General features: G+C 71.5%; 27 protein-coding genes and 1 pseudogene. 14 read left to right on the top strand and 14 right to left on the bottom strand.

Annotated features, from left to right (window positions below; translation table 11 throughout):
• Positions 1 to 15 precede the first annotated feature (15 nt).
• Complete coding sequence (locus tag NEH16_RS18080) at positions 16 to 609, top strand: rhomboid family intramembrane serine protease (protein ID WP_073968727.1); 594 nt, start codon at positions 16 to 18, stop codon at positions 607 to 609.
• Here NEH16_RS18080 and mqnP read toward each other — a convergent pair.
• Positions 599 to 1,516: a menaquinone biosynthesis prenyltransferase MqnP gene (gene mqnP / locus NEH16_RS18075; protein WP_265543639.1), complete on the bottom strand. Its 918-nt coding sequence runs from the start codon at positions 1,514 to 1,516 to the stop codon at positions 599 to 601. The two genes, NEH16_RS18080 and mqnP, sit on opposite strands and share 11 nt — an antisense overlap.
• A complete protein-coding gene (locus NEH16_RS18070) occupies positions 1,513 to 2,970 on the bottom strand; it encodes a menaquinone biosynthesis decarboxylase (protein WP_265543638.1) in 1,458 nt (485 codons plus the stop codon). The genes mqnP and NEH16_RS18070 overlap by 4 nt, the downstream gene beginning before the upstream one ends.
• A gap of 88 nt (positions 2,971 to 3,058) precedes the next feature.
• On the opposite strand from NEH16_RS18070, the gene NEH16_RS18065 reads away from it, so the two are divergent.
• On the top strand, positions 3,059 to 3,445 hold the full coding sequence (locus tag NEH16_RS18065; protein WP_265543636.1) for a PLD nuclease N-terminal domain-containing protein: 387 nt from the start codon (positions 3,059 to 3,061) through the stop codon (positions 3,443 to 3,445).
• Here NEH16_RS18065 and NEH16_RS18060 read toward each other — a convergent pair.
• The 8 genes from NEH16_RS18060 to hemL all read right to left on the bottom strand — a co-directional run bounded on the left by NEH16_RS18060 (position 3,442) and on the right by hemL (position 12,115).
• Positions 3,442 to 4,344, bottom strand: coding sequence for an aminoglycoside phosphotransferase family protein (locus NEH16_RS18060; RefSeq protein WP_265543634.1), 903 nt, complete (start codon positions 4,342 to 4,344; stop codon positions 3,442 to 3,444). The genes NEH16_RS18065 and NEH16_RS18060 overlap by 4 nt on opposite strands.
• A gap of 80 nt (positions 4,345 to 4,424) precedes the next feature.
• Positions 4,425 to 5,507 carry a c-type cytochrome biogenesis protein CcsB gene (gene ccsB, locus NEH16_RS18055; RefSeq protein WP_265543632.1) on the bottom strand — a complete coding sequence of 361 codons (1,083 nt, stop codon included), beginning with the start codon at positions 5,505 to 5,507 and terminating at the stop codon, positions 4,425 to 4,427.
• Positions 5,504 to 7,225: a cytochrome c biogenesis protein ResB gene (gene resB / locus NEH16_RS18050; RefSeq protein ID WP_265543630.1), complete on the bottom strand. Its 1,722-nt coding sequence runs from the start codon at positions 7,223 to 7,225 to the stop codon at positions 5,504 to 5,506. The genes ccsB and resB overlap by 4 nt, the downstream gene beginning before the upstream one ends.
• Positions 7,226 to 7,231: 6 nt before the next feature.
• Positions 7,232 to 7,972 carry a cytochrome c biogenesis CcdA family protein gene (locus NEH16_RS18045; RefSeq protein WP_037786247.1) on the bottom strand — a complete coding sequence of 247 codons (741 nt, stop codon included), beginning with the start codon at positions 7,970 to 7,972 and terminating at the stop codon, positions 7,232 to 7,234.
• Positions 7,973 to 7,997: 25 nt separating this feature from the next.
• Complete coding sequence (locus tag NEH16_RS18040) at positions 7,998 to 8,606, bottom strand: TlpA family protein disulfide reductase (RefSeq protein WP_073968735.1); 609 nt, start codon at positions 8,604 to 8,606, stop codon at positions 7,998 to 8,000.
• 67 nt (positions 8,607 to 8,673) lie between these two features.
• Entirely contained in the window at positions 8,674 to 9,945 is a 1,272-nt protein-coding gene (locus NEH16_RS18035) for a hypothetical protein (protein ID WP_265543624.1), read from the bottom strand.
• Positions 9,946 to 10,112: 167 nt separating this feature from the next.
• On the bottom strand, positions 10,113 to 10,802 hold the full coding sequence (locus NEH16_RS18030) for a histidine phosphatase family protein (protein WP_073968737.1): 690 nt from the start codon (positions 10,800 to 10,802) through the stop codon (positions 10,113 to 10,115).
• Positions 10,799 to 12,115 carry a glutamate-1-semialdehyde 2,1-aminomutase gene (gene hemL, locus NEH16_RS18025; RefSeq protein WP_073968738.1) on the bottom strand — a complete coding sequence of 439 codons (1,317 nt, stop codon included), beginning with the start codon at positions 12,113 to 12,115 and terminating at the stop codon, positions 10,799 to 10,801. Before hemL ends, NEH16_RS18030 begins: the two co-directional genes overlap by 4 nt.
• A gap of 130 nt (positions 12,116 to 12,245) precedes the next feature.
• On the opposite strand from hemL, the gene NEH16_RS18020 reads away from it, so the two are divergent.
• Entirely contained in the window at positions 12,246 to 12,842 is a 597-nt protein-coding gene (locus tag NEH16_RS18020; RefSeq protein WP_073968739.1) for a hypothetical protein, read from the top strand.
• Positions 12,843 to 12,959: 117 nt separating this feature from the next.
• On the opposite strand, the gene NEH16_RS18015 is transcribed toward NEH16_RS18020, so the two are convergent.
• Complete coding sequence (locus tag NEH16_RS18015) at positions 12,960 to 14,168, bottom strand: MFS transporter (RefSeq protein ID WP_265543622.1); 1,209 nt, start codon at positions 14,166 to 14,168, stop codon at positions 12,960 to 12,962.
• A 68-nt stretch (positions 14,169 to 14,236) separates the two neighbouring features.
• Between NEH16_RS18015 and NEH16_RS18010 the strand changes: the two genes are divergently transcribed.
• The 6 genes from NEH16_RS18010 (at position 14,237) to NEH16_RS17985 (ending at position 18,087) form a co-directional block, all read left to right on the top strand.
• Complete coding sequence (locus NEH16_RS18010; RefSeq protein WP_073968741.1) at positions 14,237 to 14,611, top strand: MerR family transcriptional regulator; 375 nt, start codon at positions 14,237 to 14,239, stop codon at positions 14,609 to 14,611.
• 151 nt (positions 14,612 to 14,762) lie between these two features.
• Positions 14,763 to 14,921 (top strand): hypothetical protein, encoded by a 159-nt coding sequence (locus NEH16_RS18005; protein ID WP_199879189.1) that lies wholly within the window; start codon positions 14,763 to 14,765, stop codon positions 14,919 to 14,921.
• A gap of 11 nt (positions 14,922 to 14,932) precedes the next feature.
• A complete protein-coding gene (locus NEH16_RS18000; RefSeq protein WP_265543619.1) occupies positions 14,933 to 15,781 on the top strand; it encodes an AraC family transcriptional regulator in 849 nt (282 codons plus the stop codon).
• A gap of 37 nt (positions 15,782 to 15,818) precedes the next feature.
• Complete coding sequence (locus NEH16_RS17995; protein ID WP_265543617.1) at positions 15,819 to 16,358, top strand: GNAT family N-acetyltransferase; 540 nt, start codon at positions 15,819 to 15,821, stop codon at positions 16,356 to 16,358.
• Between the two features lie 91 nt (positions 16,359 to 16,449).
• Complete coding sequence (locus tag NEH16_RS17990; RefSeq protein WP_265543615.1) at positions 16,450 to 17,289, top strand: NAD(P)H-binding protein; 840 nt, start codon at positions 16,450 to 16,452, stop codon at positions 17,287 to 17,289.
• Positions 17,290 to 17,352: 63 nt separating this feature from the next.
• Positions 17,353 to 18,087, top strand: coding sequence for a Mut7-C RNAse domain-containing protein (locus NEH16_RS17985; RefSeq protein WP_073968745.1), 735 nt, complete (start codon positions 17,353 to 17,355; stop codon positions 18,085 to 18,087).
• A gap of 13 nt (positions 18,088 to 18,100) precedes the next feature.
• On the opposite strand, the gene NEH16_RS17980 is transcribed toward NEH16_RS17985, so the two are convergent.
• A complete protein-coding gene (locus NEH16_RS17980; protein WP_073968746.1) occupies positions 18,101 to 18,583 on the bottom strand; it encodes a MarR family winged helix-turn-helix transcriptional regulator in 483 nt (160 codons plus the stop codon).
• 332 nt (positions 18,584 to 18,915) lie between these two features.
• Here NEH16_RS17980 and NEH16_RS17975 point away from each other — a divergent pair, with 332 nt between their 5' ends.
• Both NEH16_RS17975 and NEH16_RS17970 read left to right on the top strand, forming a co-directional pair.
• Positions 18,916 to 19,251 (top strand): YnfA family protein, encoded by a 336-nt coding sequence (locus tag NEH16_RS17975; RefSeq protein ID WP_073968747.1) that lies wholly within the window; start codon positions 18,916 to 18,918, stop codon positions 19,249 to 19,251.
• Between the two features lie 69 nt (positions 19,252 to 19,320).
• The gene (locus tag NEH16_RS17970) at positions 19,321 to 20,079 is read left to right on the top strand and encodes an SDR family NAD(P)-dependent oxidoreductase (protein ID WP_265543612.1); all 759 of its coding nucleotides are present in this window, start codon (positions 19,321 to 19,323) and stop codon (positions 20,077 to 20,079) included.
• A gap of 33 nt (positions 20,080 to 20,112) precedes the next feature.
• Here NEH16_RS17970 and NEH16_RS17965 read toward each other — a convergent pair whose 3' ends face one another.
• Positions 20,113 to 21,306 (bottom strand): RtcB family protein, encoded by a 1,194-nt coding sequence (locus tag NEH16_RS17965; RefSeq protein ID WP_265543610.1) that lies wholly within the window; start codon positions 21,304 to 21,306, stop codon positions 20,113 to 20,115.
• 171 nt (positions 21,307 to 21,477) lie between these two features.
• On the opposite strand from NEH16_RS17965, the gene NEH16_RS17960 reads away from it, so the two are divergent.
• From NEH16_RS17960 to NEH16_RS17950, 3 genes and pseudogenes are all read left to right on the top strand, one after another.
• A complete protein-coding gene (locus NEH16_RS17960) occupies positions 21,478 to 22,326 on the top strand; it encodes a DUF3558 domain-containing protein (RefSeq protein WP_265543608.1) in 849 nt (282 codons plus the stop codon).
• 190 nt (positions 22,327 to 22,516) lie between these two features.
• Positions 22,517 to 23,332 carry a DUF3558 domain-containing protein gene (locus NEH16_RS17955; RefSeq protein WP_265543606.1) on the top strand — a complete coding sequence of 272 codons (816 nt, stop codon included), beginning with the start codon at positions 22,517 to 22,519 and terminating at the stop codon, positions 23,330 to 23,332.
• Between the two features lie 135 nt (positions 23,333 to 23,467).
• A pseudogene (locus tag NEH16_RS17950) lies at positions 23,468 to 24,662 on the top strand (DUF2637 domain-containing protein).
• Between the two features lie 56 nt (positions 24,663 to 24,718).
• On the opposite strand, the gene lysS reads toward NEH16_RS17950, so the two are convergent.
• The gene (lysS, locus tag NEH16_RS17945) at positions 24,719 to 26,479 is read right to left on the bottom strand and encodes a lysine--tRNA ligase (protein ID WP_265543604.1); all 1,761 of its coding nucleotides are present in this window, start codon (positions 26,477 to 26,479) and stop codon (positions 24,719 to 24,721) included.
• Positions 26,480 to 26,595 lie beyond the last annotated feature (116 nt).

Raw genomic sequence — 26,595 nt, 5'->3', positions numbered from 1 at the left:
AGGGGGTGTCCTGCGATGGACGACGTACGGACGAGGACCGGGGACCGGGCTCTCGTGGCCGGAGCGGTCATGCTCGGCTGGATCGCGCTGCTCTGGGCCCTGGAGGCCGTCGACCTCGCCACCGGCCACGCCCTGGACGACCACGGCATCTCCCCCCGCGAGCCCGGCGAACTGCTCGACATCGTGCCCGCCGCGTTCCTCCACGACGGCTGGGACCATGTCGCGTCCAACAGCGTCCCGCTGCTGGTCCTGGGCTTCATAGCCGCCCTCGGCGGGCTGCGCCGCTTCGCCGGCGCCGTGCTCACCGTGATCCTGATCGGCGGCCTCGGCGTCTGGCTCACCGCCCCCGAGAACACCGTGACGCTCGGCGCGTCGGGCGTGGTCTTCGGCCTCTTCGGCTACCTGCTGGTCCGCGGCTTCGTGGATCGCCGCCCGCTCGACGTGGTCGTCGGCCTGGTCGTCGCCGCGGTGTACGGCTCGCTGCTCCAGGGCGTCCTGCCCACCGACCCTGGCGTCAGCTGGCAGGGCCACCTCTTCGGGCTGATAGGCGGGGTGGTGGCGGCCTTCGCGCTGCGCCGACCCACCGCCCCGCGCGCACTCACACCGTGAGCCCGCGCACCACCAGATCCAGCAGCGCGCACACGAACAGCGCGATGCCGATGAAGCCGTTGACCGAGAAGAACGCCCGGTTCAGCCGGGACAGGTCGTGCGGGCGCACCACCCGGTGCTCGTACACGAAGGCGACCGAGACGATCACCATGCCGATCCAGTAGAAGACCTCCGCGTCCGTGGCGAGGCCGAACCAGACCAGCAGGCCCGTCGTCACCGCGTGGCACACCCGCGCGCCCCACAGCGCGGCCGGGATGCCGAAGCGCGCGGGGAAGGACAGCACGCCGTGCGCCCGGTCGGCCTGCACGTCCTGGCAGGCGAAGATCAGGTCGAAGCCGCCGATCCAGATGCCGACGGCGAGCCCCAGGATGACCGCGTCCCACGACCAGCTGCCGGTCACCGCGAGCCAGGCCCCGACCGGGCCCATCGCCTGGGCGAGCCCCAGGATGGCGTGCGGGAAGTTCGTGAACCGCTTGCCGTACGGGTAGACCACCATCGGGATCACCGCGACCGGCGCCAGCGCCAGGCAGAGCGGGTTCAGCAGGGCGGCGGCCCCGAGGAACACGACGACGGCGACGAGCGCCCCCGTCCACGCCGACTTCACCGACACCGCACCGGTCACCAGCTCACGGCCCGCGGTGCGCGGATTGCGGGCGTCGATCTCGCGGTCGATGATCCGGTTCGCGGCCATCGCGAACGTCCGCAGCCCGACCATCGCGACCGTCACGAGCAGCAGCGTGCCCCACTGGACCGACCCGCCGTCCCGGAACATCGCGGTCAGCGCGGCGATGTACGCGAAGGGCAGCGCGAAGACGGAGTGCTCGATCATCACGAGCCGCAGGAAGGCTTTCACCTTGCTGCTCGGTTGCGCGGGCCCTGACCCCAGGGTTGCTTCGGCGGCGCTCACAGTCCGTATTCCTTCCACCGGCGGTCGACCATCGCCGCCGTCTCCGGGTCCGACTCGACCATGTCGGGCCAGCCCCCGTCCCGCGTGTACCCCTCCTCGGGCCACTTCCGCGTCGCGTCGATGCCCGCCTTGCCGCCCCAGAACTGCTGGTACGAGGCGTGGTCGAGGTGGTCGACGGGGCCCTCGGTGACCACCAGGTCGCGGGCGTAGTCCGTGTTGCCGAGGGCCCGCCAGGACACCTCGTGCAGATCGTGGACGTCGCAGTCCGAGTCCACGACGACGATCAGCTTCGTCAGCGACATCATGTGCGCGCCCCAGATCGCGCTCATCACCTTCTGCGCGTGCTTCGGGTACTTCTTGTCGATCGAGACGATCGCGCAGTTGTGGAAGCCCCCGGACTCCGGCAGGTGGTAGTCCACGATGTCCGGCACGATGATCTTCAGCAGCGGCAGGAAGAAGCGCTCGGTGGCCCGCCCGAGCGGCCCGTCCTCGGTCGGCGGCCGGCCGACCACGATGGACTGGAGCAGCGGCCGCTTCCGCATGGTCACGCAGTCGATCGTCAGTGCGGGGAACGGTTCCTGCGGGGTGTAGAACCCGGTGTGGTCGCCGAACGGCCCCTCGGGCAGCGTCTTGCCGGGCTCCAGCCACCCTTCGATGACGACCTCGGCGTGGGCCGGCACCTGGAGCGGCACGGTCTTGCAGTCGACCATCTCGATCCGCTTGCCCTGGAGGAACCCGGCGAACATGTACTCGTCGATGTCCTCGGGCAGCGGCGCGGTGGAGGCGTACGTGACGGCGGGCGGCGCGCCGAACGCGATGGCGACGGGCAGCCGCTCCCCGCGCCGGGCGGCGACCTGGTAGTGGTTGCGGCTGTCCTTGTGGATCTGCCAGTGCATCCCGATGGTGCGCCGGTCGTGCCGCTGGAGCCGGTAGAGGCCGAGGTTGCGGATGCCGGTCTCGGGGTGCTTGGTGTGGGTGAGCCCCAGGTTGAAGAAGGAGCCGCCGTCCTTGGGCCAGGTGAACAGCGCGGGCAGCAGGTCCAGGTCCACGTCGTCGCCGGTGAGGACGACCTCCTGGACCGGCGCGTTCTCGCCCTTCACCTTCTTCGGCGGGACGTGCACCATCGACCCGAGCTTCCCGAAGGCTTCCCGCACCCCGACGAACCCGTGCGGCAGCTCGGGCCTGAGCAGCCCGCCGATCTTGTCGCCGATCTCACCGTAGGACTTCAGCCCGAGCGCCTTGAGCAGCCGCTTGTCGGTGCCGAAGACGTTCATGGCCAAGGGCATCGAGGACCCCTTGACGTTCTCGAAGAGCAGCGCGGGCCCGCCGGCCTTGTTCACCCGGTCGACGATCTCACCGACCTCCAGATACGGGTCGACCTCGGCCTTGATGCGCTTGAGCTCGCCCTCGCGCTCCAGAGCCCGGAGGAGGGATCGAAGATCGTCGTAAGCCATGAGAACCAGTATCGGCCACCGGCTACTCTGGGCCCGTCACCGGGGCGGGGCAAAGCCCCGCCAACTCTCCTCGGGGGACCTTTCCACCATGCTCCGGGCCCTGATCTACCTTCTGCCGCTGGCGCTGACGATCTTCGCGTTCATCGACTGCCTGAACACCCCGGAGGACGAGGCCAAGCACCTGCCGAAGATCGCCTGGGTCTTCATCATCCTGCTGTTCTGGATCGTCGGCCCGATCGTGTGGCTGGCCGCGGGCAAGGTCCGCCAGGCGCCCGCCGGAGGCCGTACGCCCTCCGAGTGGCACCGCAACCACCGTCAGCAGTGGGTCGCTCCGGACGACAACCCGGACTTCCTGAAGTCGCTGAAGGAGGAGAACAAGAAGGACGAGGCGCTCCTCAAGGACTGGGAGGCGGACCTGCGCCGCCGCGAGGAGGAGCTGAAGCGCCGCGAGAACGGCACGGAGGAAGCCTCCTAGGCGGCGCCCACCGGGTCCAGGAGCCGGGCCAGGGTGCGGTGGCCCAGGGTGCTCATCACCGGGTTGCTCTCCGCGTAGTACCAGACCAGGCCCATCGCCTGCTCGAACGCCCAGGCCCGGCCGCGCTCCCAGTCGAGGTCGTCGCAGCCCAGCGCCCGGCGGAACACCTCGCGAGGGCCCGGGCCCAGCAGGTGCCAGGCGCCGACCAGGTCCAGGGCCGGGTCGGCCGGGCCGAAGCCGCCGGTGTCGAGGACGCCGCCGAGCCGACCGTCCAGGACCAGGACGTTGCCGGGGATCAGGTCTCCGTGGCTCATCACGTCCGGGCTCGTACGCGGCAGCTCCCGGAAGCCGGTCCACAGGGTGCGCAGCGGGGCCACGTCGAGCAGGCCCTCGCTCCCCGCGAAGCAGGTGGCCATCCAGCCGTCGTGGTCGGCGATCACCCCGCCGCGCCCCCCGCCGCCGAAGGTCCGCCCCCGGGTGTCCGCGTCGCGGAGGCCGGCGACGAAGTCCGCGAGGTCCTGGGCGAAGGCGTCGGAGCCGCCCGGGTCGGCGTCGAAGGCGTTGGTCCCGGGCAGCCAGGTCTGGACGGCCCAGGGCATGGGGTAGCCGGGGCCGGGCGCGCCGAGGGCGACCGGTTCCGGGACGGGGAAGCGGGTGGCGCGTGCCAGCTCCGCGGCCGCCCGGGCCTCCTGTTCGAGGGCGGCCAGCGCCTCGGCGGGGGCGGCCCGGTGCAGCGGGAAGCGGGCGGAGAGGCCGTCGCCGATGCGGAAGATGGTGTTCATCGTGCCGCTGGAGGCCAGGGGGCGGACGGCCTCGCCGGCCCACTGCGGGAACTGCTCGCGGATCAGGGCCGCGACGGTCCGGGGGGTCACGTCCACCTGGTCGTCGTGCATGGTCATGCGCTGCCCCTCCCCCGGGGAAAGCCCGCTGCCCGCCCCGGCGGACCGGTGGCGGGCAGGCGGTGTCGTCGTGGTGTGCGTCAGACGCCGGCGTACGAGTGCTTGCCGGTGACGAAGATGTTGACGCCGTAGTAGTTGAAGATCCAGCAGCCGAAGGCGATCAGGGCCAGGTAGGCGGCCTTGCGGCCCTTCCAGCCGGCGGTGGCGCGGGCGTGCAGGTAGGCGGCGTACGCGACCCAGGTGATGAAGGACCAGACCTCCTTGGGGTCCCAGCCCCAGTAGCGGCCCCAGGCGTCCCCGGCCCAGATCGCGCCCGCGATGATCGTGAACGTCCAGAGCGGGAAGACGGCCGCGTTGACCCGGTACGAGAACTTGTCGAGGCTCGACGCGGACGGCATCCGGGAGAGCACGGACTGCGCGAAGGAGCCCGGCTCCCCGCCATTCGCGATCTTGTTCTCGTAGCTGTCGCGGAAGAGGTAGATCAGGGTGCCGATGCCGCCGATGAAGAACACGGCGCCGCAGATGATCGCCGTGGAGACGTGGATCCACAGCCAGTACGAGTGGAGCGCGGGCACCAGCTGGTCACTGGAGGTGTAGAGCACCGTGGTCGCGAGGCCGAGGTCCAGCAGGATGGCCGTGACCAGGATCAGGCCCATCCAGCGGACGTTCTTCTTCAGCGCGAGCAGGATCAGGTACGCGCCGACCGCCACCGTGGAGAAGGTGATGGAGAACTCGTACATGTTGCCCCAGGGCGCGCGCTGCACGGACAGCGCGCGGGCGACGACGCCGCCGGCCTCGACCAGGAACGCGAGGACGGTCAGCGAGACCGCCATCCGCCCGTAGAGGTCGCCCTTGAAGGTGCCGCCGGCCGCGCCGGGCCCGTCCGGGACGTCCCGCGAGCCGGTCGCGGACCGGGTGATGACCTTGGGCTTCTCCAGGACGGCGGTGCCGCCGCCCTGGGTGGCGACCTGGACCTTCACCGTGCCGGCGGAGCCCTGCTCGGCGGTCAGCTCGGCGGCGGTGCGGCCGACCTTGGAGCGGCTGCCGAACACCCACTCCGCGATGTGCGCGAAGAAGGCCAGGGTGTACACGGCCATCGACGAATAGATCAGCACATTGCTGGTGTGTGCCAGATTCTCGTTGGTTGCGGCGGCGAGATTCACTTCTCAGCCCCTTCGGCGGGTTCTACGGAGGACGCCTCGGCGACGTCGCTGTCGGTGCCGGGCGCGGTGGGCGCCTCGGCGTTGAGCGTGACCGCGAGGTCGGCCAGCTCCTCGGGAAGCTTCGCGGACTCGCTGCGGCCGAGCCCGGCCATCTCGACCACGGTGACGCCGTCGGCGCCGCGCACGGCCCGGATCCAGACGCGTCGGCGCTGGATGAACAGGGAGCCGGCGAGACCGGCGATGGCGGCCACGGCGCCGGCGAGCGCCCAGCCGCTGGCAGGCTGCTCGGAGATCTGGAAGCTCGCCCACTCCTGGAGGCCCTCGAAGGTGATGGAGCCGGCCCCGTCGGGCAGCTTCATCGTCTCGCCGACGAGGAGGCGCTGCTTGAGCTGCTTGCCGTCGGCGCCCTTGAACTCCTTCATCTTGCTCGTGTCCAGCTGGTACACGTTCTGCGCGATGCCGGAGTCGACGCCGATGGAGCCGTGGAAGCCGTTGAGCGCGAGGACCGGGAAGTCGGCGGCGGGGAACTGCGAGAACATCGTGCCCTTGCCGTTGCCCGCGAAGGTCGGCACGAAGAACGCCTGGAAGCCCAGCTGCTCGATCTTGCCGTTCTTGTTCCGGTAGCCGTCGAGCACCTTGATGGCGCCGCTCGACGTGACGTTGTTGTCGATCGGCAGCAGCGGGACGGCGGCCTTGTAGACCTCCTTGCCCCGGCCGTCCTTGACGGAGACGACGGGCGCGTAGCCGTGGGCGTTGAGGTAGACCTTGGTGCCGTTGACGACGAGGGGTTCGTTGACCTTGATGACCCTCTTCTCCGGCTTGCCGTACGCGCCGTCGGAGAAGGTCACGCGCGCCTCGTACGTACGCGGGGTGCCGATCTGCGGCCCCTTGCGCTCGTACGTGCCGATGAAGTCGTCCAGGGTGAAGCTGAACGGGGTCAGCGACTCGTCGTCGTAGAGCGAGCCGGACTTGAAGTTGTCGTACTGGGTGATCGTGTTGGAGAACCCGTCGCCCTCGACGACCAGCTTGGCGCCCTCGTACTTGAAGAGCTGGCCCCAGGCGAAGGCGACGAGCATCACGATGAGCGCGAGGTGGAAGATCAGGTTGCCGGCCTCGCGGAGGTAGCCCTTCTCGGCGGCGACGGCGTCCCCGGCGAGGTGGGCCCGGTAGCGGCGCTTGCGGACGATCGCGAGCGCGGCCTCGTGGACCTTCTCCGGCTCGGCCTCGGTGCGCCAGGTGGTGTACGCGGGGAGCCGGGTGAGGCGCTTGGGCGCGCCCGGCGGGCGGCTGCGGAGCTGGCCGACGAAGGTGGCGGTGCGCGGGACGATGCAGCCGATGAGCGAGACGAACAGCAGGATGTAGATCGCGGAGAACCACACCGAGCTGTAGACGTCGAAGAACTGGAGCTTCTCGTAGATCGGCGTGACGACGGTGTGCGCGTCCTTGAACGTCTGCACCTTCAGCTCGTCCACGCTGTTCTGCGGGATCAGCGAGCCGGGGATGGCGCCGAGCGAGAGCAGGAAGAGCAGGATCAGTGCGACCCGCATGGAGGTGAGCTGGCGCCAGAACCAGCGGATCCAGCCGATGACGCCCATGGCGGGGAGGTTCGCCAGGGTCTCCTCGCGGGGGGCGGTGGAGAGCTGGGAGCCGGCGGCGCCGAGCTCAGCTGCGTTCTCCTGGTCCCGCTCCTGGGAGGGGTTGGAGGTGGTGTTGCTCATGGGTACTCAGATCCCCACCTGGAAGCCGTCGGACCAGCCCTGTAGTTCCTGCATCATGCTGCCCCACGCGCCTGTGAGCAGGAGCAGCCCGGTCACGATCATCATTCCGCCGCCGATGCGCATGACCCAGGCGTAGTGGCGCTTGACCCAGCCGAACGCGCCGAGCGCCTTGCGGAAGGCGACGGCGGCGAGCACGAAGGGGATGCCCAGGCCCAGGCAGTAGGCCACGGTCAGTATGGCGCCGCGTCCCGCGGTGCCCTGGTTCATCGCGAGGATGGACACCGAGCTGAGCGTGGGCCCGAGGCACGGGGTCCAGCCGATGCCGAAGAGGGCGCCGAGCAGCGGGGCGCCGACCAGGCCGGTCACCGGCTTCCGGTGGATACGGAACTCGCGCTGCGTCATCCACGGCATGAGGCCCATGAAGAAGGCGCCCATGAGGATCATCAGCACGCCCAGCACCTTGGTGAGGGGCCCGCTGTTGGCCTGGAGGGTGTCGCCGAAGTAGCCGAAGAGGGCGCCGCCGGAGACGAAGACGGCGGTGAAGCCGGCGACGAACAGCGAGGCGCCCGCGACCATCCGGCCGCGCCGGGCCTCGGCGAGGTCGGCGCCGCTGACCCCGGTGACGTAGCTGAGGTAGCCGGGGACGAGCGGCAGGACGCAGGGCGAGAAGAACGAGACGAGCCCGCCGAGCAGGGCGATGGGCAGGGCGACCAGCAGGGCACCGTTGAGCACGGTGTTGTTCTGCATGGCGGCGGCGAGGGTGCTCACCTGATCACTTCTCCGCGATCAGCGGGTCGAGCATCTTGTGCAGATCGGTGTCGTCCATCGGGCCGACGAAGCGGGCGGCGAGCTTGCCGTCCCGGTCGATGACGACGGTCGACGGGATGGACTGGAGCCTGAACGTGCCCTTGGGGAAGCGCAGCAGGAGCTTCCCCGTCCGGTCGTAGAAGCTGGGGTAGGGCGTCCCGTGGGCCTTCTCGAACTCCACGGCGTTGCTCTTGGAGTTGTCGCGGGTGTTGATGCCCACGAACTGCACGCCCTTGTCCTTGGTGGCCTCGGCGACCTGCTTGAAGTACTTGGCTTCGAGCCGGCAGGGGGCGCACCACGAGCCCCAGGCGTTGAGGACGATGATCTTGCCCTTGTAGTCGGCGAGATCGAGCTGCTTGCCGTCCACGGTCTCGCCGTCGAGCTCCGGTGCGTCGGCGCGCTCGCCCTTGGGCGCGGTGGCGATGCCGCCGTTGCCCGTGACGAAGTTGGTGTCGCCGCCGCCGCTGGTCTTGCTGCCGGAGTCGCACGCGGTCAGCGTCAGTGCGAGCGCGGCGGCCGCCAGGGGGGCGGCGAGCAGCGTGAAGCGGCGTCGGGGTGCGCGGCCATGGCTCATGTGAAAAGTTTCGCATGGCCGTTGCGGGGATCTTGGGCGCCCCCCTCGGTGCCCGTAAAGCCCGTTGTCAGGCTCGTTTAAAGAAGGTGTTCCAGCCGCCCGCGGGTGCTTCGCCGACCTGGAGTGTACGGAGCTTGTCGAGGACCGCCGGGTCCTGGACGTCGAGCCAGTCGACGAACTGCCGGAAGGAGACGAGGCGCACATCCGGTTTCCCGGCGATGTGCTTGAGCGCTTCTTCGACGGCGTCCATATAGATGCCGCCGTTCCACTCCTCGAAGTGGTTTCCGATGTAGAAGGGCGCGCGGTTCGTCTCGTAGGCGCGCTTGAATCCGCTCAGGTAGGACTGCGTGGCCTGTTCGCGCCAGCCGGGATAGCGGGAGGGCATTCCCTTGGTGGAGTTCTGCGACTGGTTGGCGAGGATGTTGTAGTCCATGGAGAGGACCTCGAAGGTGTGCCCGGGGAAGGGGATGCCCTGGAGCGGCAGGTCCCAGACGCCCTGGCGCTTGACGGGCCAGACCTGGGTGCCGCCGGGCGAGCTGGCGTCGTAGCGCCAGCCGAGCTTCTTGGCGGTGGGCAGCAGATTGTCCTGGCCGAGGAGACAGGGGGTGCGGCCGCCGACGAGTTCCTTGCGGTAATCGAAGGGGAGCGATTCCTCGTCGTTCCAGCCGGTGTTGGTGCGCCATTGGGTGACGAAGGAGATCGCCTGGTCGATTTCGCTCTGCCACTGGGCGGGGGTCCAGTTGCCGACCGATCCGGATCCGGCGCAGAAATGCCCGTTGAAGTGGGTGCCGATCTCGTGGCCGTCGAGCCATGCCTGCCGGACGTTCTTCAGCGTCTCCTTGAGGTGGGCATCGGTGAGATAGCCGATGTCGGAGGCGCCGACGGGGTTGTTCGGCGGGCGGTAGAGCGTTTTCTTCGATTCCGGCAGGAGATAGAGGCCGGAGAGGAAGAAGGTCATCGACGCGTCGTGTTCCCGGGCGAGTTCCAGAAAGCGCGGGAAGAGTCCGTTGCCGACCTCGCCGGCCCCGTCCCAGGAAAAGATCACGAACTGCGGCGGCTTCTGCCCGGGTTCCAGCGGCACGGGGGCCTGCGGCTGCTTCGGCTGCTTGCCGGTGTAGGCGGTGGAACCGTCGCCGATGGCGCGGACGTCCTTCTTGTTCCCGGTGCCCTTCGAGGTTCCGCCGGCCGCCTTCTGGCCGGCTGCGCCCTTGTCCGGGCTCGGGCTTCCGTCTCCGGCGCCGGGTCCGGCGGAGCCGGTGGTGCCGCACCCCGCCATTCCGGCGGCGGCCGCGGCACCGAGACCGGCTCCGAGCAATCCCCTTCGGCTGATCTCACGCATGCGGCTTCCCATCTGCGGTCGTTTTGCCTTAAGTCCATACAAACTGGCAATCGCTTAGATGGGAGGAGCCACACGGAGGTTCCCCCGGATAGCACAAAATTCTTTACGAAACCAGCCCCGGACGTTGACCGAACACAGAACCGAATACGTGGGCCGCCGATCGGGGGCTACGCGCCGAAGCCCTTCGACGCGCCCTTCACCGGCTTCGCGCCGGCCCGCAGATGCGCCGGGACCAGATCGCGCGCCGGCTCCGAGTAGCCGACGGAGACGATCTTGTCGCCCCGGTACGTGAAGCTGGTCAGCGAGGCGAGGGTGCACTGCCGCTTGCGCGGGTCGTGCCAGAGCCGGCGCCGCTCCACGAAGCTGCGGACGATCCAGATCGGCAGCTGGTGGCTGACGCAGACCGCCTCGTGCCCCCGGGCCGCGTCCCGGGCCGCGTCGAGCGCGCCCATCATGCGGACGACCTGCTCGATGTACGGCTCGCCCCAGGACGGGCGGAACGGGTTCGTCAGGTGCTTCCAGTTGTCCGGCTTGCGCAGCGCGCCGTCGCCGACGCCGAAGGTCTTGCCCTCGAAGACGTTGGCGGCCTCGATGAGCCGTTCGTCCGTGGCGAGGTCCAGGCCGTGCGCCTTGGCGATCGGGGTCGCGGTCTCCTGGGCACGCTCCAGCGGGGAGGCGACGGCGTACGTGATGTCGCGCTTCTCCAGGTGCTCGGCGACCCGGTCGGCCATCTGCCGGCCCAGCTCGGAGAGGTGGTACCCGGCCCGGCGGCCGTACAGCACGCCCTCCGGGTTGTGCACCTCGCCGTGGCGCATCAGGTGGACCACGGTGATGTCGTCGGGATTCTTCTCGCTCATGCGGTGGCCTCCGAGGCGGCGCGGGCGGCGGCGGGCAGGGCGGCGGCGATGCGCTCGACGGCCTGCGTGTCGTGGGCGGTGGACACGAACCACGACTCGAACGCGGACGGCGGGAGGTAGACGCCCTGCGCCAGCATCGAGTGGAAGAACGGGGTGAAGCGGAAGGCTTCCTGCCGCTTGGCGTCCTCGTAGTCGCGGACGGGCCCGTCCGTGAAGAACACGGAGAACATGTTGCTGGCCGCCTGCACGGTGTGCGCGACGCCCTCCTTGTCCAGGGCGGCGCTCACCAGGCCCCGGATCTCGGCGGAGACCGCGTTCACCTTCGCGTACGCGGCATCGTCAAGGAGTCGCAGCTGCGCGAGCCCGGCGGCGGTGGCGACCGGGTTCCCGGACAGCGTGCCCGCCTGGTAGACCGGGCCGGCCGGGGCCAGGTGCGCCATCACGTCGGCGCGCCCGCCGAACGCCGCGGCCGGGAAGCCGCCGCCCATGACCTTGCCGAAGGTCATCAGGTCCGGGCGGACCCCGTCGACGCCGTACCAGCCGGCCTTCGACGTACGGAATCCGGTCATCACCTCGTCGGAGATGTACAGCGCCCCGTTGGCGGCGCAGAGCTCCTTGAGCCCCGCGTTGAATCCGTCCAGCGGCGGGACGACGCCCATGTTGCCGGGCGACGCCTCGGTGATCACGCAGGCGATCTCGCCGGGCTGCGCGGCGAACGCGGCGCGCACGGCCTCCAGGTCGTTGTACGGCAGCACGATCGTGTCGCCCGCCTGCGCGCCGGTGACCCCGGGGGTGTCCGGAAGCCCGAAGGTCGCGACGCCGGACCCGGCCGCGGCGAGCAGGGCGTCCACGTGGCCGTGGTAGCAGCCGGCGAACTTCACGACCTTGGCCCGGCCGGTGAAACCGCGGGCGAGGCGGATCGCGGACATCGTCGCCTCGGTCCCCGACGACACCAGCCGCACCTGCTCGACCGGCTCGACGCGCGCGACGATCTCCTCGGCGAGCGCGACCTCGCCCTCGCCGGGCGTACCGAACGAGGTGCCGCGTGCGACGGCCTCCTGGACTGCGGCGATCACCTCGGGGTGGGAGTGGCCGAGGATCATCGGCCCCCACGAGCACACGAGGTCGACGTACTCACGGCCGTCGGCGTCGGTCAGGTACGGACCGGTACCGGACACCATGAACCGGGGCGTACCGCCCACGGCCCGGAAGGCACGGACAGGAGAGTTCACGCCGCCGGGCGTCACGAGGGACGCGCGGTCGAAAAGCGTCTGCGAAACTGGGGCGTCATAGGGAAAGCTCACACATGCCATGGTGTCAGAGCCACGGACGGTCTTTGCGGACAGGTGTTTCACCGCACGCCCGTGGGGGAGGTCACTGACACGATGATCGGGTTGCGCGGCGGGGGCTGTGCCTCCTAGTGAGTAGTCGGGTGGATGAGATATGCATCGCGGTGGCGGAGTGGGCGAAGGGATGGACGGCCCGGGGCCCGAGCCTGCCCGGCGGGGCCGGCACCGGCGGCGCGAGGCCGAGCACACGCAGGGCATACAGGCCGGTGAGGCGCGGACAGGCGGCGGAGCCGGGAGCGGAAGTGGTGGCCGGGTGGGGGTGACCTACAAATATTTCGGTGCTCCCGACGGAGCCACCGCGGCACGCGTGCCCATCTCCATGCGCCCCGAGGAACTCGGCGGCGACGAGCTGGGCATGGGCGGCATGTTCACCAAGATCAAGCCGGAGACGGTGGCCGCGATGGTCCTCACCGGCATCCAGGGCATACCTCTGCACAAGGTCCCCCCGCTGGAACTGGTCGTCCTGCACCCCGACTACGCGGTGGTCAAGCTCCCGATGACGGTCGTCGACCCGCTGCGCGGCGTCGGCGAGGAGTCGGTGGGCGCCGCCGCCTTCATCTGGTCCACGGTCCCGGACCGCGGCGGCCCGAGCGACGCGTTCAACGTCTACCAGCTGCTCCACGAGTGGCAGGACTTCAGCCACCGGCTGCACGACGCGGGGCATCAGGCGTACTGCCTGGTCTGGCCCTGACCGGGGGCGTTCGGGCCGCTCCCGGCTGCCACACCCGATGGACCCGCCCCGTCTGCGCGCCCTCGACCGGGCGGACGTACGCCGTGGCGACACGGGCCCGACCGCCGACCGGCCCTTTCACGCCCCCGGGAACGCGTGCCGCCGCCCCCCGGCGACGACGAGCAGCGCCGCCGCCCCGAGCACGGCGGCCGTAGCGGCGACCGCACCGGCGCCCGACCGGTCGAGCAGGAGGCCGCCGACGACACCGCCGAGGGCCATCGCCGCGTTCCACAGGGTGACCAGAGCCGCCTGCGCGGTGTCGGCGGCGGCCGCGCCGTGCCGGCCGGCGGCCCGCCCGGCCGCGGTCTGAAGCAGGGTCGGCGCGCCGCCCCAGCCCAGGCCCCACAGGACGGCGGCGGCCCAGACGACCGGGTGCGCGCCGGTGACGGCGAGGGCCGCGGTGGCGAGCGTGAACAGCGCCGCGCCCGCCAGCATCAGGGCGCGCGGCCGGCGGTCGACAAGGCGTCCGACACCCCAGATGCTCAGCAGGGACGCGGCCCCGAAGACCAGGAGCACCGCGTCGGTCTCCGGCCCGAGCCCCGCGTGCCGCAGATAGGGGGCGACGTACGCGTAGACGACCGTGTGCCCGAGGACGAAGAGGGCCACGGTCGCCATGACCGCCGCGACCCCGGGCACCGCCAGGGTCCGGCGCAGTCCGGGCCGGTCCCCGCCGGGCCCTTCGGCGGGCCGCCCCACCGCCGGGACGGACGCGCCGATCCAGCCGAGGACGGCGAGGGTGGCCAGCGAGACGGCGCCGAACGCGGCCCGCCAGCCGACCTGTTCGCCGATCAGGGTGCCGGCGGGGACGCCCAGGGACAGCGCCACGGGGATGCCGGTCATCGCGACGGCGATGGCGCGCCCCTCCGATCCGGCGGGGGCGATGCGGCGGGCGTACCCGGCGAGGATCGCCCACGCCAGGCCGGCGGCCACCCCCGCGAGGAACCGGGCCGCGAGCAGGACGGCGTACCCCGGCGCGGCGGCGGTCAGCGTGTTGGCCACCAGGAAGACGGCCATGGCGCCGAGCAGCAGGGGTTTGCGCGGGACGGACGCCGTCGCCCCGGCGAGCGGGATGGCGGTCAGGGCCGTACCGGCCGCGTAGACGGTGACGGACTGGCCGGCGGCGCCCGGGCCGACGTCCAGCGAGTCCGCCATCCTGGGCAGCACCCCGGCGGGCAGGGTCTCGGTCAGGCTGGTGATGAAGACGGCGGTCGACAGCGCGAGCAGGGCCGGCCAGGGCAGGCCGCCCGGGCGCGTACGAGGCCCGGCCTCGGAGGGCGTGGTGGTCATGGCGGCATCCTGAAACGTTCACATTGGTGTGATGGTCAAGCCGCCAGGTGCCGGGTAGCTTCGGCGGGATGAGGATCGGTGAACTGTCGCGCCGCACGGGCGCGTCCCGCCGTCTGCTGCGCTACTACGAGGAGCAGGGGCTGATCGTCCCCGACCGGGGGCCGAACGGGTACCGCGAGTACGACGAGCGTTACGTGGACCGGGTCAACCAGATCCGCGGCCTGCTGGACGCGGGGCTCCCCACCCGCATCATCAAGCAGATCCTGCCGTGCCTGGACAAGCCCCGCTCGATCCACTTCCCGGACGCCACACCGGAGATGCTGGCCCTGCTGACCACCGAACGGGACCGGCTGAGCGAACGGATCGACGTCCTCGTACGCAACCGCGACGCGATGAGCGAGTACCTGGCGGAGGTCGCCCAGTGCCGCGCGCCGGCGCGCTGAAGCCGTCAACACCGCGCCCACCTGCGGTCATGTGCTCGACGGACAGATGTCGGCCAGCCGTATCCGGCCATTCAATGGCCGAAGAGTGATCTTCAGTCGGCCCCTCCGCCCTGCCGATGGAGGAGGCACCGCCCTCCCCAAGGAGGCTGCCATGGGCGACACACTCCTGACCCTGTCCATCCCCGCGCTGCTCCTCGCCAGCGGTCTCTACACGGCCGCCAGCACCTGGTGGCGGCGCAGGCATCCCGCCCCGCCGTCCCCGTACACCCAGCAGGCCGCGCGACTGGCCGAGGGCGGGGAGCAGCCCTAGGATCTCGCGTCGTGTCCGGTCACGAAGGTCCTCGGCGCGACACCCGGGGCATCGTCGACGCGCCCGAGCTGTTCGCGCACGTACAGTTCCGGCGCCGCGAGCCCGCGCCCGAACTGCGGCCGTATCTGGAGCACTACTGGCTGATCGACTGGGACCTCTCCCAGCCGTACGCCTCGCATCTCGTCCCGCACCCGAGCGTCAACCTCGTCTTCGAGCGGTACGCGGGCTGCGGCGACGAGGACGCGGGGTACGCCGAGGTCGCGGGCATCGGCCTGGAGCTGTTCACGCAGAAGCTGGAGGGGCGCGGGCGGGTCTGCGGGGTGCAGTTCCGGCCGGGCGGATTCCGGCCGTTCGCGCCCGGGGCGCCCGTCTCGCGGTGGACCGGCCGGCGGCTCCCGGCGGCCGACGTGTTCGCGCCACCAGCGCCGCCAGCGCCGCCCGCGCCGCTCACCCCGCCCGCCGCCGTGCTGGACCCGGCGGACGAGGACGAACGGGTCGCCGCGATGGACGCGTACCTGCTGGCGCTCGGCCCCGAGCCCGACCCGCGCGCCGACCTCGCGATGGCCCTCGTGGACCTGGTCCGCACCGACCGGACGATCCTGCGCGTCGACGGACTCGCCCGCGCCGAGGGCGTGTCGGCGCGCTCGCTGCAACGGCTGTTCGCCGCGTACGTGGGGGTCGGCCCCAAGTGGGTCATCCTGCGCTACCGCATCCACGAGGCGCTGGAACGCGCCGGGGCGGACCCGGACGTGGACTGGGCGGGCCTCGCCGCCGACCTCGGCTACAGCGACCAGGCGCACCTGGTCCGGGACTTCACCGCGACGCTCGGCGTCCCGCCCACGGCGCTGGGCGCCCGCTGAGACCTTCGTTGTCAGTGCCGCGTCCTACAGTGCGGGCATGACCTCTGTGCAGCGCGCCGCGGCATCCTCCGTACGCATCGAGCCCTGGTCCGACGACGACCTCGACCTGCTCCGCCGCACCAACGCGCCGGAGCTGATGGACCATCTGGGCGGGCCCGAGACGGAGGCGCAGCTGTTGGCGCGCCATGCGCGGTACGTGGCGCTCAGCGCCGACCGGACGGGCCGGGGCCGGATGTTCCGCGTCGCCCTGGCCGGTGAGGCGGAGGCCGTGGGCACCATCGGCTTCTGGGAGCGGCCCTGGCGGGACCAGGAGGTGTACGAGACGGGCTGGACGGTCCTGCCGGAGTTCCAGGGCCGGGGCATCGCATCGGCGGCGACGCGCGCGGTGGCCGACGCGGCGCGCGCCGAGCGCAAGCACCGCTATCTGCACGCCTATCCGTCCGTGGAGAACGGCCCGTCGAACGGTGTCTGCCGCAAGGCCGGCTTCACGCTGCTCGGCGAGTGCGAGATCGAGTACCCGCCGGGCCACCCGCTCCTCACCCACGACTGGCGGCTGGACCTCCACCCGGACGCCTGACTTATGCGTTTGACGGGTGCTGCCGCCTCCTGGATATTTACCTGCGTCGCGCAACCTATGCGTGACGCACTCAACCATGCCGAGGAGACCCATGCTCACGCTCGTCACCGGATGCCGCGGCCGCGTCGGCGCCGCGCTCACCGCCCTTCTGCACCAGGGCGGCCACCCCGTCCGCGCCGCCTCGCGCAACGCCGCCGAACTGACCCCGCCGCCCGGCGTCCCCGCCGTCACCTGCGACCTCGGCGACCCCGGCACCTTCGCCGCCGCCCTGGAGGGCGTCGACTCCGTCTTCCTGTACGCGGAGCCCGCCCACATCGACGCCTTCCTCACCGCCGCCCGGGCCGCCGGAGTACGCCACATCGTGCTGCTCTCCTCCAGCTCGGTCCTGGGCCCCGACCCGGCAGCCAACCCCATCGCCGCCTCGCACCACGCCGTGGAGCAGGCGATGCTCGCATCGCCGCTCACCGCGACCCTGCTGCGTCCCGGCGCCTTCGCCACCAACGCGTACGGATGGGCGGGGGCCTTCCGCTCCGGGCGCCCCGTCGACCTGCCCTACCCCCGCAGCGAGGGCAGCCCGATCCACGAGGCCGACATCGCCGAGGCCGCCCTCGCCGCGCTCACCGACCCGGCGCTCCAGGGCGCCGCGTACCACCTCACCGGCCCCGCGTCCCTCAGCGCCGCCGAGCAGGTCCGCGTCCTGGCCGACGCCTCCGGCACCCCGGCCGCCGTCCAGGAGGTGAGCCCGGCCGCCTGGAAGGAGTCCATGGCGTCCTTCATGCCGGCCGAGGTCGCCGACGGGCTGCTCGACTACTGGGCCGCCACCGACGGCATCCCCGCCGAGGTGGCCGACGGGGTCGAGAAGCTGACCGGCCACCCGGCCCGCCCCTTCGCCGCCTGGGCGGCCGAGCACGCCGCCGCCTTCCGGCCCTGAAATCCGCCCTCCGGCCCTGAAATCCGCAGGCGGCCCGCCCGCCCCCGATGGCATCCTGACCGGGTGAACGGACCGGAGATCCACCTCGAAGTCGCCCCCCAGCTCAGGCTCTTCGTGGCCCACGGGCGCCGGCAGGGGCGGACAGCGGTGACCACCGACGGTTCGTCCACGCTCGGCCATGTCGTCGAGTCCCTGGGCATCCCGCTCACCGAGGCCGGCGAACTCCTCGTGGACGGCCGCCCGGCCCCCGCCTCGCACATCCCGGCCGCCGGGGAGCTGGTCGAGGTCCGCCCCGTGCCCCGCCCGCAGCCGGTGCCGGGGGCACCCCTGCGCTTCCTGCTCGACGTCCACCTCGGGACCCTCGCCCGGCGGCTGCGGCTGCTCGGCGTCGACGCCGCGTACGAGAGCGAGGACATCGGCGACCCGGCCCTGGCCGCGCTCTCCGCGAAGGAGCGGCGCGTCCTGCTCTCCCGGGACCGCGGACTGCTGCACCGCCGCGAGCTGTGGGCGGGCGCGTACGTCTACAGCGACCGGCCCGACGAGCAGCTGCGGGACGTCCTGGAACGGTTCGCCCCGGCGCTCGCCCCGTGGACCCGGTGCACGGCGTGCAACGGCCCGCTGGCGGAGGCCGACAAGGACACGGTGGGCCCGCACCTGGAGCACGGGACGCGCCGCTCGTACGACGTGTTCGCGCAGTGCGCGGAGTGCGGGCGGGTCTACTGGCGGGGCGCGCACCACGCCCGGCTCGAGGCGATCGTCGCGGAGGCGGTCCGCGACTTCGGCCCGGTGGCGGGCTGAGACCGGGGGCCCGTCAGGCGTCGCCCTCCCGCAGGCGCGCGATCTGCGTCGTGCTCAGCTCCACCGTCCGCCGCATGTGGCCGAGCAGCAGGGCCACCTCGTCGTCGCCGTACGCGTCGAACAGCGCGTCCCAGCCGCCGTTCAGCCGCTTCCACACCGCCCCGAACTCCGCCATGCGCTCGGGCACCGTCGCCACGAGCACCCGCCGCCGGTCCGCGGTGTCCCGCGCCCGGGTCACGTAACCCGCCCGGACCAGGCGGTCCACCAGCCGGGTCGCCGAGCCGGTGGTGAGCCCGGTCAGCTCGGCGACCCGGCCCGTGGTGACGGGCGCCGCCTCCAGGCTGAGCAGGTTGAGGCACTGGAGGTCGGTCGGGTGCAGCCCCAGCCGGTCGGCGACGGCCTGGTTGAACAGCGCGTACGCGGCCATGTAGCGCCGCGACACGACGGACATCTCGGCCAGCAGGGTGGCGCGGCGGGGGGACGGCTTCGGCGGCATGCGGAGAGTGTACGAATCCGGCGGGGGCGGCTCAGAACACGTACGGGTCCCCGGCGCCAGCACCGGCGGCCGTCGGCGCGCAGGGGGCCCGTCCGGCACAGGACGGTCTGCGGGTCCTCCTGGAGGCAGGCGCCGGGCAGCTCCTGGCGGCCGGCCAGCGGCACGGAGACCCGCAGCCGCACGGTCGCGTCGGACACGTCCGAGGGCCCGGGTTCTGGCTGTGCAGCCGGATCGTGAGCGTGTCGCCCCGCACCACGGGCGCGCCGTGCGCCGAGGCCGTACCGACCGGTTCGGCGCGTCTCGCTTCGCGCCGCCCATGGCACCCTGCTCCCATGTCCGTGCTCCGCTCCATCGCCCTGTTCGTCCTCGCCGCGCTCTTCGAGATCGGCGGCGCCTGGCTCGTCTGGCAGGGCGTGCGGGAGCACCGGGGGTGGGCCTGGATCGGCGCGGGGATCGTCGCGCTGGGCACGTACGGCTTCGTGGCGACGCTCCAGCCGGACGGCGAGTTCGGGCGGGTGCTCGCGGCGTACGGCGGGGTCTTCGTGGCGGGCTCGATCGCCTGGGGCATGGTCGCCGACGGCTACCGGCCGGACCGCTGGGACGTGACCGGCGCGCTGGTCTGCCTGGCCGGGATGGCCGTGATCATGTACGCCCCCCGCAACCACTGACCCCGGTCCGACCTGCCTATCCTGGCCCCGTTCGACCGTACCGTTCAGCCGTCCGAGGAGAGCCCGACCATGGCCGCAACCCCCATCGCCGTCGTCACCGGAGCGAGCAGCGGCATCGGCGCCGCGACCGCCCGGCAGCTGGCGGCCTCCGGCTACCGCGTCGTGCTCACCGCCCGCCGCAAGGACCGCATCGAGGCCCTGGCCGCCGAGATCACCGAGGCCGGCCACCAGGCGACGGCCTACGCGCTGGACGTCACCGACCGCGCGGCGGTGGACGAGTTCGCGACCGCCTTCCGCAGCCTGGCCGTCCTGGTGAACAACGCGGGCGGCGCGCTCGGGGCCGACCCGGTCGCCACGGGTGACCCGCAGGACTGGCGGCAGATGTACGAGACGAACGTCATCGGCACGCTCAACGTGACCCAGGCCCTGCTGCCCGCGCTCACCGCGAGCAGCGACGGCACGGTGGTCATCCTCTCCTCGACCGCCGGCCTCTCCACGTACGAGGGCGGCGGCGGTTACGTGGCCGCGAAGCACGGCGAACACGTCCTGGCCGAGACCCTGCGCCTGGAGATCGTCGGCACCCCGGTCCGCGTCATCGAGATCGCCCCGGGCATGGTCAAGACCGAGGAGTTCGCCACCACCCGCTTCCGCGGCGACACGGACAAGGCCGCCAAGGTCTACGCGGGCGTGGACGCCCCCCTCACCGCCGACGACGTGGCCGACACGATCAACTGGGCGGTCACCCGCCCCAGCCACGTCAACATCGACCTCCTGGTGGTCCGCCCCCGCGCTCAGGCATCCAACTCGAAGGTGCACCGCACGGCATGAGGACAGCGGGGCCGGGACACCCCGGCCCCGGCCTCACCCCTTCACGCAGATGATCTGCTTCAGCTTGGCGACCACCTCGACCAGGTCGCGCTGCTGGTCGATGACCTTCTCGATCGGCTTGTAGGCGGCCGGGATCTCGTCCACCACCCCGGAGTCCTTGCGACACTCGACGCCCCGCGTCTGGTCCGCCAGGTCCTTCGTGGAGAACCGCTTCTTCGCCGCGTTCCGGCTCATCTTGCGGCCGGCGCCGTGCGAGGCCGAGTTGAAGGACTTCTCGTTGCCGAGGCCCTTCACGATGTACGAGCCGGTGCCCATGGAGCCCGGGATGATCCCGTAGTCGCCGGAGCCGGCCCGGATCGCCCCCTTGCGGGTGACGAGCAGGTCCATCCCGTCGTACCGCTCCTCCGCCACGTAGTTGTGGTGACAGGAGATGACCGGTTCGAAGGTGACCTTGGCCTTCTTGAACTCCTTGCGGACGACGTTCTGGAACAGCGCCATCATGACCGCGCGGTTGTGCTTCGCGTACTCCTGCGCCCAGAACAGGTCGTTGCGGTACTCGCGCATCGGCTCGGTGTCCGCGAGGAAGACCGCGAGATCACGGTCGACCAGGCCCTGGTTGTGCTCAAGGCCCTGCGCCCGGCCGATGTGGAAGTCGGCCAGTTCCTTGCCGATGTTCCGCGACCCGGAGTGCAGCATCAGCCAGACCGAACCCGACTCGTCGAGACAGAACTCGATGAAATGATTTCCACTTCCGAGCGTTCCCATCTGCTTCGTGGCCCGTTCCTGACGGAACTTGACCGCTTCGGCCACCCCGTCGAACCGCGACCAGAAGTCGTCCCAGCCCCCCGCCGCCAGGCCGTACAGGTCGGTCGGGTCGACCGGGTCGTCGTGCATGCCCCGGCCGACCGGGATCGCCTGCTCGATCTTCGAGCGGAGGCCGGACAGGTCGCCGGGGAGGTCGTTCGCGGTCAGCGAGGTCTTCACCGCGGACATGCCGCAGCCGATGTCCACGCCCACCGCCGCCGGGCAGACCGCGCCGTGCATCGCGATCACCGAGCCGACCGTGGCGCCCTTGCCGAAGTGGACGTCGGGCATGACGGCCAGGCCCTTGATCCAGGGCAGCGTGGCGACGTTGCGCAGCTGCTGCATCGCCACGTCCTCGACCGACGCCGGGTCGGTCCACATCCGGATGGGAACCTGCGCACCCGGTACCTCTACATACGACATAGCTCCTCGATTCCCCCGAAAAAGTCTGAAAGCGCAAAACCGGCGCCAAGATCGGCAAATGAGTCGGCCGACCGGCGTTCACAGCGGCGCGTGCGATACACATTGTGTCCACCGGCCGCCATCGGGCGGCAACCGTTTTTCGCACGAAGGGAGCCCAGGACCGTGCGACGAATGGCGTACGCGACCGGCGCCGTGCTCATCGCGGCACTCGCCGCCGGCTGCACCAGCGACAACGGAGGCGGCGAACCCGCCCCCGACAGCAAGCCGGGCACCCCGACCGTCTCCGCCGCGCCCCCGGGCAAGTACCGCACGCTCCCCGACGCCTGCCGCGCCATCCCGCAGGCCACCCTCAAGGACCTCCTCCCCGGCACCGCCGACATGCCCGAGGCCCAGCAGGACAAGGTGTTCGAGGGCGCCGCCACGGTCACGTACGACACCGACCGGCGGATCGGCTGCCGCTGGAAGTCCGACGCTCCCGAGGGCACCCGCAGCATCCACCTGGACTTCGAGCGCGTCGTCTCCTACGACACCGCCGTGAGCGACGACGACCGCGCCCGCGAGGTGTACGCGAAGAAGGAGACCGCCGCCGACCTGCCGGACACCGGCCTGCCGCCGGAGACCCCCGACGCCTCCCCGTCCGGCTCCGGCTCCCCGGACGCGGGCACGGAGGGCACGGAGAGCGCGGACGGCACGGAGAGCGCGGACGGCGCGGAGAGTACGGACGGCGCGGACGCGAGCGGGGACACCGACGGCACCACCCCCGGCAGCCCCGCCGACAGCCTCCAGCCCCGGCTGCTCGACAAGCTGGGCGACAGCGCGTTCCTGGACGACGCGCTCAGCCGGGCCGGCGCCCCCGCCCGCCACCGCACCGTGAGCGTGGTGTTCCGCACATCCAACGTCATCGTGACCGTCGAGTACACCGCCCAGCCGGCCATGCCCACCGAGGTCCCCGACAGCAAGGAACTCCAGGAGAAGGCCCAGGCACTGGCCCGTCAGCTGGTCGATTCGTTCAACGACTGAAGCCGCCCGCGCCCCGCCGGGCCCGCCCGCGCACCGCTCCCCGCGCCCGCAGGCGAAGGCGGCATCCGGTCGCCGTCCGTCGTACCGTGGCCCTCCGGAGCCACCGGCGGCCGAGCGCCGCCGGCTGTCTCCGTACGGCTACCGCCGCACCACCGTCCCCCGACCGCCGCGCCATCCGAGTGAAGGAACCATGCACCGATCAGCCCCGCGACTCACCCGCATACTCGCCTGCGCCGCCGTCCCGGTGATGCTCGTCGTCGCCGGCTGCTCGTCGGACTCCGGCGACAAGAAGGACGCGGACTCCGCCACCTCCGCCTCCGCCTCGCCGAGTGCGACGAAGTCGGAACCGGCCGTCGAGGCGGCGAAGTTCGCCGAGCTGCCCGACCCCTGCAAGGCGGTCGAGGCGAAGACCGTCAAGTCCCTGGTCCCCTCCGCCAAGAGCAAGAACGGCACGCGCGGCAAGTCCAGCGACGCGTCCGTCCGCGGCGGCTGCTCCTGGAACGGGCTGGCCGACAAGGGCGTCAAGGGCTCCCAGTACCGCTGGCTCGACGTCGGCTTCACCCGCTTCGCCTCGGACCAGACCCTGGGCAGCGGGGCCGCCCGCGCGGGCGAGGAGTTCGACAAGCAGGTCAAGAAGACCGAGGCGACCGACGGCGCGAAGAACGTCAAGACCGGGCCCGTCAGCGGCATCGGCGACCAGGCGACGAAGATCACGTACGACCAGTCCAAGACGGACGAGGACTTCCGGTTCACGACGATCGTCGCCCGTACGGGGAACGTCGTCGTGGTCGTCAACTACAACGGAGCGGGTTACGCCGGTTCGAAGACGCCGGACGCCGAGACCATCCTGAAGGGCGCCACGATGGCCGCCGAGGACGCGGTCGCGGCCGTCGCCGAGGCGAATGCCGGTGGCGCCGAGAGCCCGAAGGCGACTGACGAGCCGTCCGACGACTCCTCCAAGAAGCCGTCGAAGAAGCCCAGTTCGTCGGCCAAGGCCACGTCCTAACAGCGATACCCGCGGCCGCCCCCGACCCCTCCCCCGCGACACCTCTCGCACACATGTGCCAGGCTGTGCCCGCCGGAAACAAGCCACCGGCGACAGGAACAGGCGAGGGACAAGGGAACAGGGAGGGGATGGGGGGTGGCTGCGATGCAGCTGACGCGCACGCACCGAATACTGATCGGTCTGGTCGTGGCCGGTGCGGTGCTGATCGCCGCGATCGGCTTCGCCGGTTCGTACGCCGCGGTGCGCGAGCTGGCCCTGAGCAAGGGATTCGGGGACTTCTCGCTGGTCTTCCCGATCGGCATCGACGCGGGCATCTGCGTCCTGCTGGCCCTGGACCTGCTGCTCACCTGGCTGCGCATCCCGTTCCCGCTGCTGCGCCAGACGGCCTGGCTGCTGACGGCCGCGACGATCGCGTTCAACGGCGCCGCCGCCTGGCCCGACCCGCTCGGCGTCGGGATGCACGCGGTCATCCCCGTCCTCTTCGTCGTCGCCGTCGAGGCCGCCCGGCACGCGGTGGGCCGGATCGCGGACATCACGGCCGACAAGCACATGGAGGGCGTCCGCCTCACCCGGTGGCTGCTCTCGCCGGTCCCCACCTTCCGGCTCTGGCGCCGGATGAAGCTGTGGGAGCTCCGCAGCTACGAGCAGGTCATCAAGCTGGAGCAGGACCGCCTGATCTACCAGGCCCGCCTCCAGGCCCGCTACGGCCGCGCCTGGCGGCGCCGGGCCCCGTCGAGTCCCTGATGCCGCTGCGCCTCGCGAAGTACGGCGTCCCGCTCGCCGAGACCGGCCCCGCGGGCCTGGCCGCCGCCGGCATCGAACCGGCCCTCCTGCCCCGGCCCCGGAGCCCGTGGCCCCGCAACCGGCGGCCCCGCAGGCACCGCCCGCCCCCGCCGTGGAGACGGCCCACCAGCACCCGGAACTGCCCCAGACGGCGACCCCGGAGGAGCCGGCCAACCACGGCAGCCCCTGGTTCGCGGAGCCGGTCCCGGACAAGGTGTACGAGGGCGGGTACGACCCGAACTTCGTACCGGACCCGGAACCGGACTACGAACCTCTGGTGGACGTGCCTGAACCCGAACACATGGCAGACACCGCCGATGAGTGGCCTCAGGAGGACGTGGAGTTCAGCGAACTCGCCTACGAGGTCTACGCGCAGTTGAGCGCGAACGGTGGCCACCCCAACGCCGACGTACTCGACATACACCTGTCGGACGCGCACAACGTGCGGCACCCGCGCAGCGAGGAACTGCTCCGTCAGCTGCTGCCGTACTTCAGAGAGCGCTACACGGCCGAGCAGGCCGAGCTGGAAGCCGACCACATCGCTTGAGCGGAACACCGAGGGGCCGCCTCCCACCCGGGAGGCGGCCCCTCGACGTATCGGTACTACGCGCCCAAGAGCCTCCGCACCCGGTCCGCCCCCACCGCGAGCAGCAGCGTGGGCAGGCGCGGCCCCGTGTCGCGGCTGACGAGCAGCCGGTAGAGCAGGGCGAAGAAGGACCGCTGGGCGGTCTTCAGCTCGGGCGTCGGCTTGGCGTCGGGCTCCAGGCCCGCGAGGACCTTCGGCACGCCGTAGACGAGCGTGGTCAGGCCGTCCAGGGACCAGTGCGTGTCCAGGCCCTCCAGGAGCAGCCGCAGCGACTCGCGGCCCTGGTCGTCCAGCGAGCCGAGCAGCTCCTTGTCCGGCTCGTCGCGCACGATCGTGCGGGCCTCGGCCGGGACCTGGGTGGTGATCCAGCTCTCGGCGCGGTCGAGGCGCGGGCGGGCCTCGTCCAGCGAGGTGAGCGGGTTCGCCGGGTCCAGCTCGCTGAGGATGCGCAGCGTCTGGTCCTCCGCGCCGGCCGTGATGTCCGCGACCGAGGCGAGCGTGCGGTACGGCAGCGGGCGCGGCGTGCTCGGAAGCTCACCGGCGGCCGTGCCGATCGCGCGGCTGTACGCGGCGGCGTCGGCCGGGAGGACCGTGCCGTCGGCGACCTTGCGGGCCAGCGAGTCCCACTCGTCGTAGAGCCGCTGGATCTCCTGGTCGAAGGCGATCTTGAAGGACTGGTTGGGCCTGCGGCGGGCGTAGAGCCAGCGCAGCAGCGGGGCCTCCATGATCTTCAGCGCGTCGGCCGGGGTGGGCACGCCGCCCTTGGAGGAGGACATCTTGGCCATGCCGGAGATCCCGACGAAGGCGTACATCGGCCCGATCGGCTGGACGCCGTCGAAGACCTCGCGGACGATCTGGCCGCCGACGACGAAGGAGGAGCCGGGCGAGGAGTGGTCGACGCCGCTGGGCTCGAAGATCACGCCCTCGTACGCCCAGCGCATGGGCCAGTCGACCTTCCAGACCAGCTTGCCCCGGTTGAACTCGCTGAGCCGGACCGTCTCGGCGAAGCCGCAGGCGGTGCAGGTGTAGTTCAGCTCGGTGGTGTCGTCGTCGTACGAGGTGACGGTGGTGAGGTCCTTCTCGCAGTTGCCGCAGTAGGGCTTGTACGGGAAGTAGCCGCCGGAGCCGCCGGAGCCGTCGTCCTCGGCGGCCGCGCCGGATCCGGCCTCGGCCTCCAGCTCGGCCTCGTCGACCTTCTTCTGCTGGGGCTTCTTGCCGCCCTTGCCGGCCGCCGCCGGGTCCTTCTTGGTGCGGTAGCGGTCGAGGATGGCGTCGATGTCCGCGCGGTGGCGCATGGCGTGCAGGATCTGCTCGCGGTAGGTACCCGCGAGGTACTGCTCGGTCTGGCTGATCGGGTCGTACTCGACGCCCAGCTCGTCCAGGGACGCGGTCATGGCGGCCTTGAAGTGCTCGGCCCAGTTCGGGTAGGCGGACCCGGCCGGGGCGGGCACCGAGGTCAGCGGCTTGCCGATGTGCTCGGCCCAGGACGCGTCGATGCCGGGGACGCCGTTCGGCACCTTGCGGTAGCGGTCGTAGTCGTCCCAGGAGATCAGGTGACGCACGGTGTACCCGCGGCGGCGGATCTCGTCGGCGACCAGGTGCGGGGTCATGACCTCGCGGAGGTTGCCCAGGTGGATCGGGCCGGACGGGGAGAGGCCGGAGGCGACGACGACCGGTTTGCCAGGCGCACGACGCTCCGATTCGGCGATGACCTCGTCCGCGAAGCGGGAGACCCAGTCGGTCTCGGTGCTGCTCTGACTCTGAGCCACGGTCGGCACGTCCTTCTCTCGTGTAGGACTCGTAGGGGCACCGCCCATTCTCCCAGGTGCGGGCCGCAGCACGAAAACGGCTTTGCGGAGCTGGAGCCGGCCGCGTACCTCTGCCGGCTCGCGTG

This window comes from Streptomyces drozdowiczii (genome assembly GCF_026167665.1).
Taxonomy (GTDB): domain Bacteria; phylum Actinomycetota; class Actinomycetes; order Streptomycetales; family Streptomycetaceae; genus Streptomyces; species Streptomyces drozdowiczii_A.
Note: the sequence above shows the minus strand (reverse complement) of the source record. Positions and strands in the feature narration are given on the sequence as shown.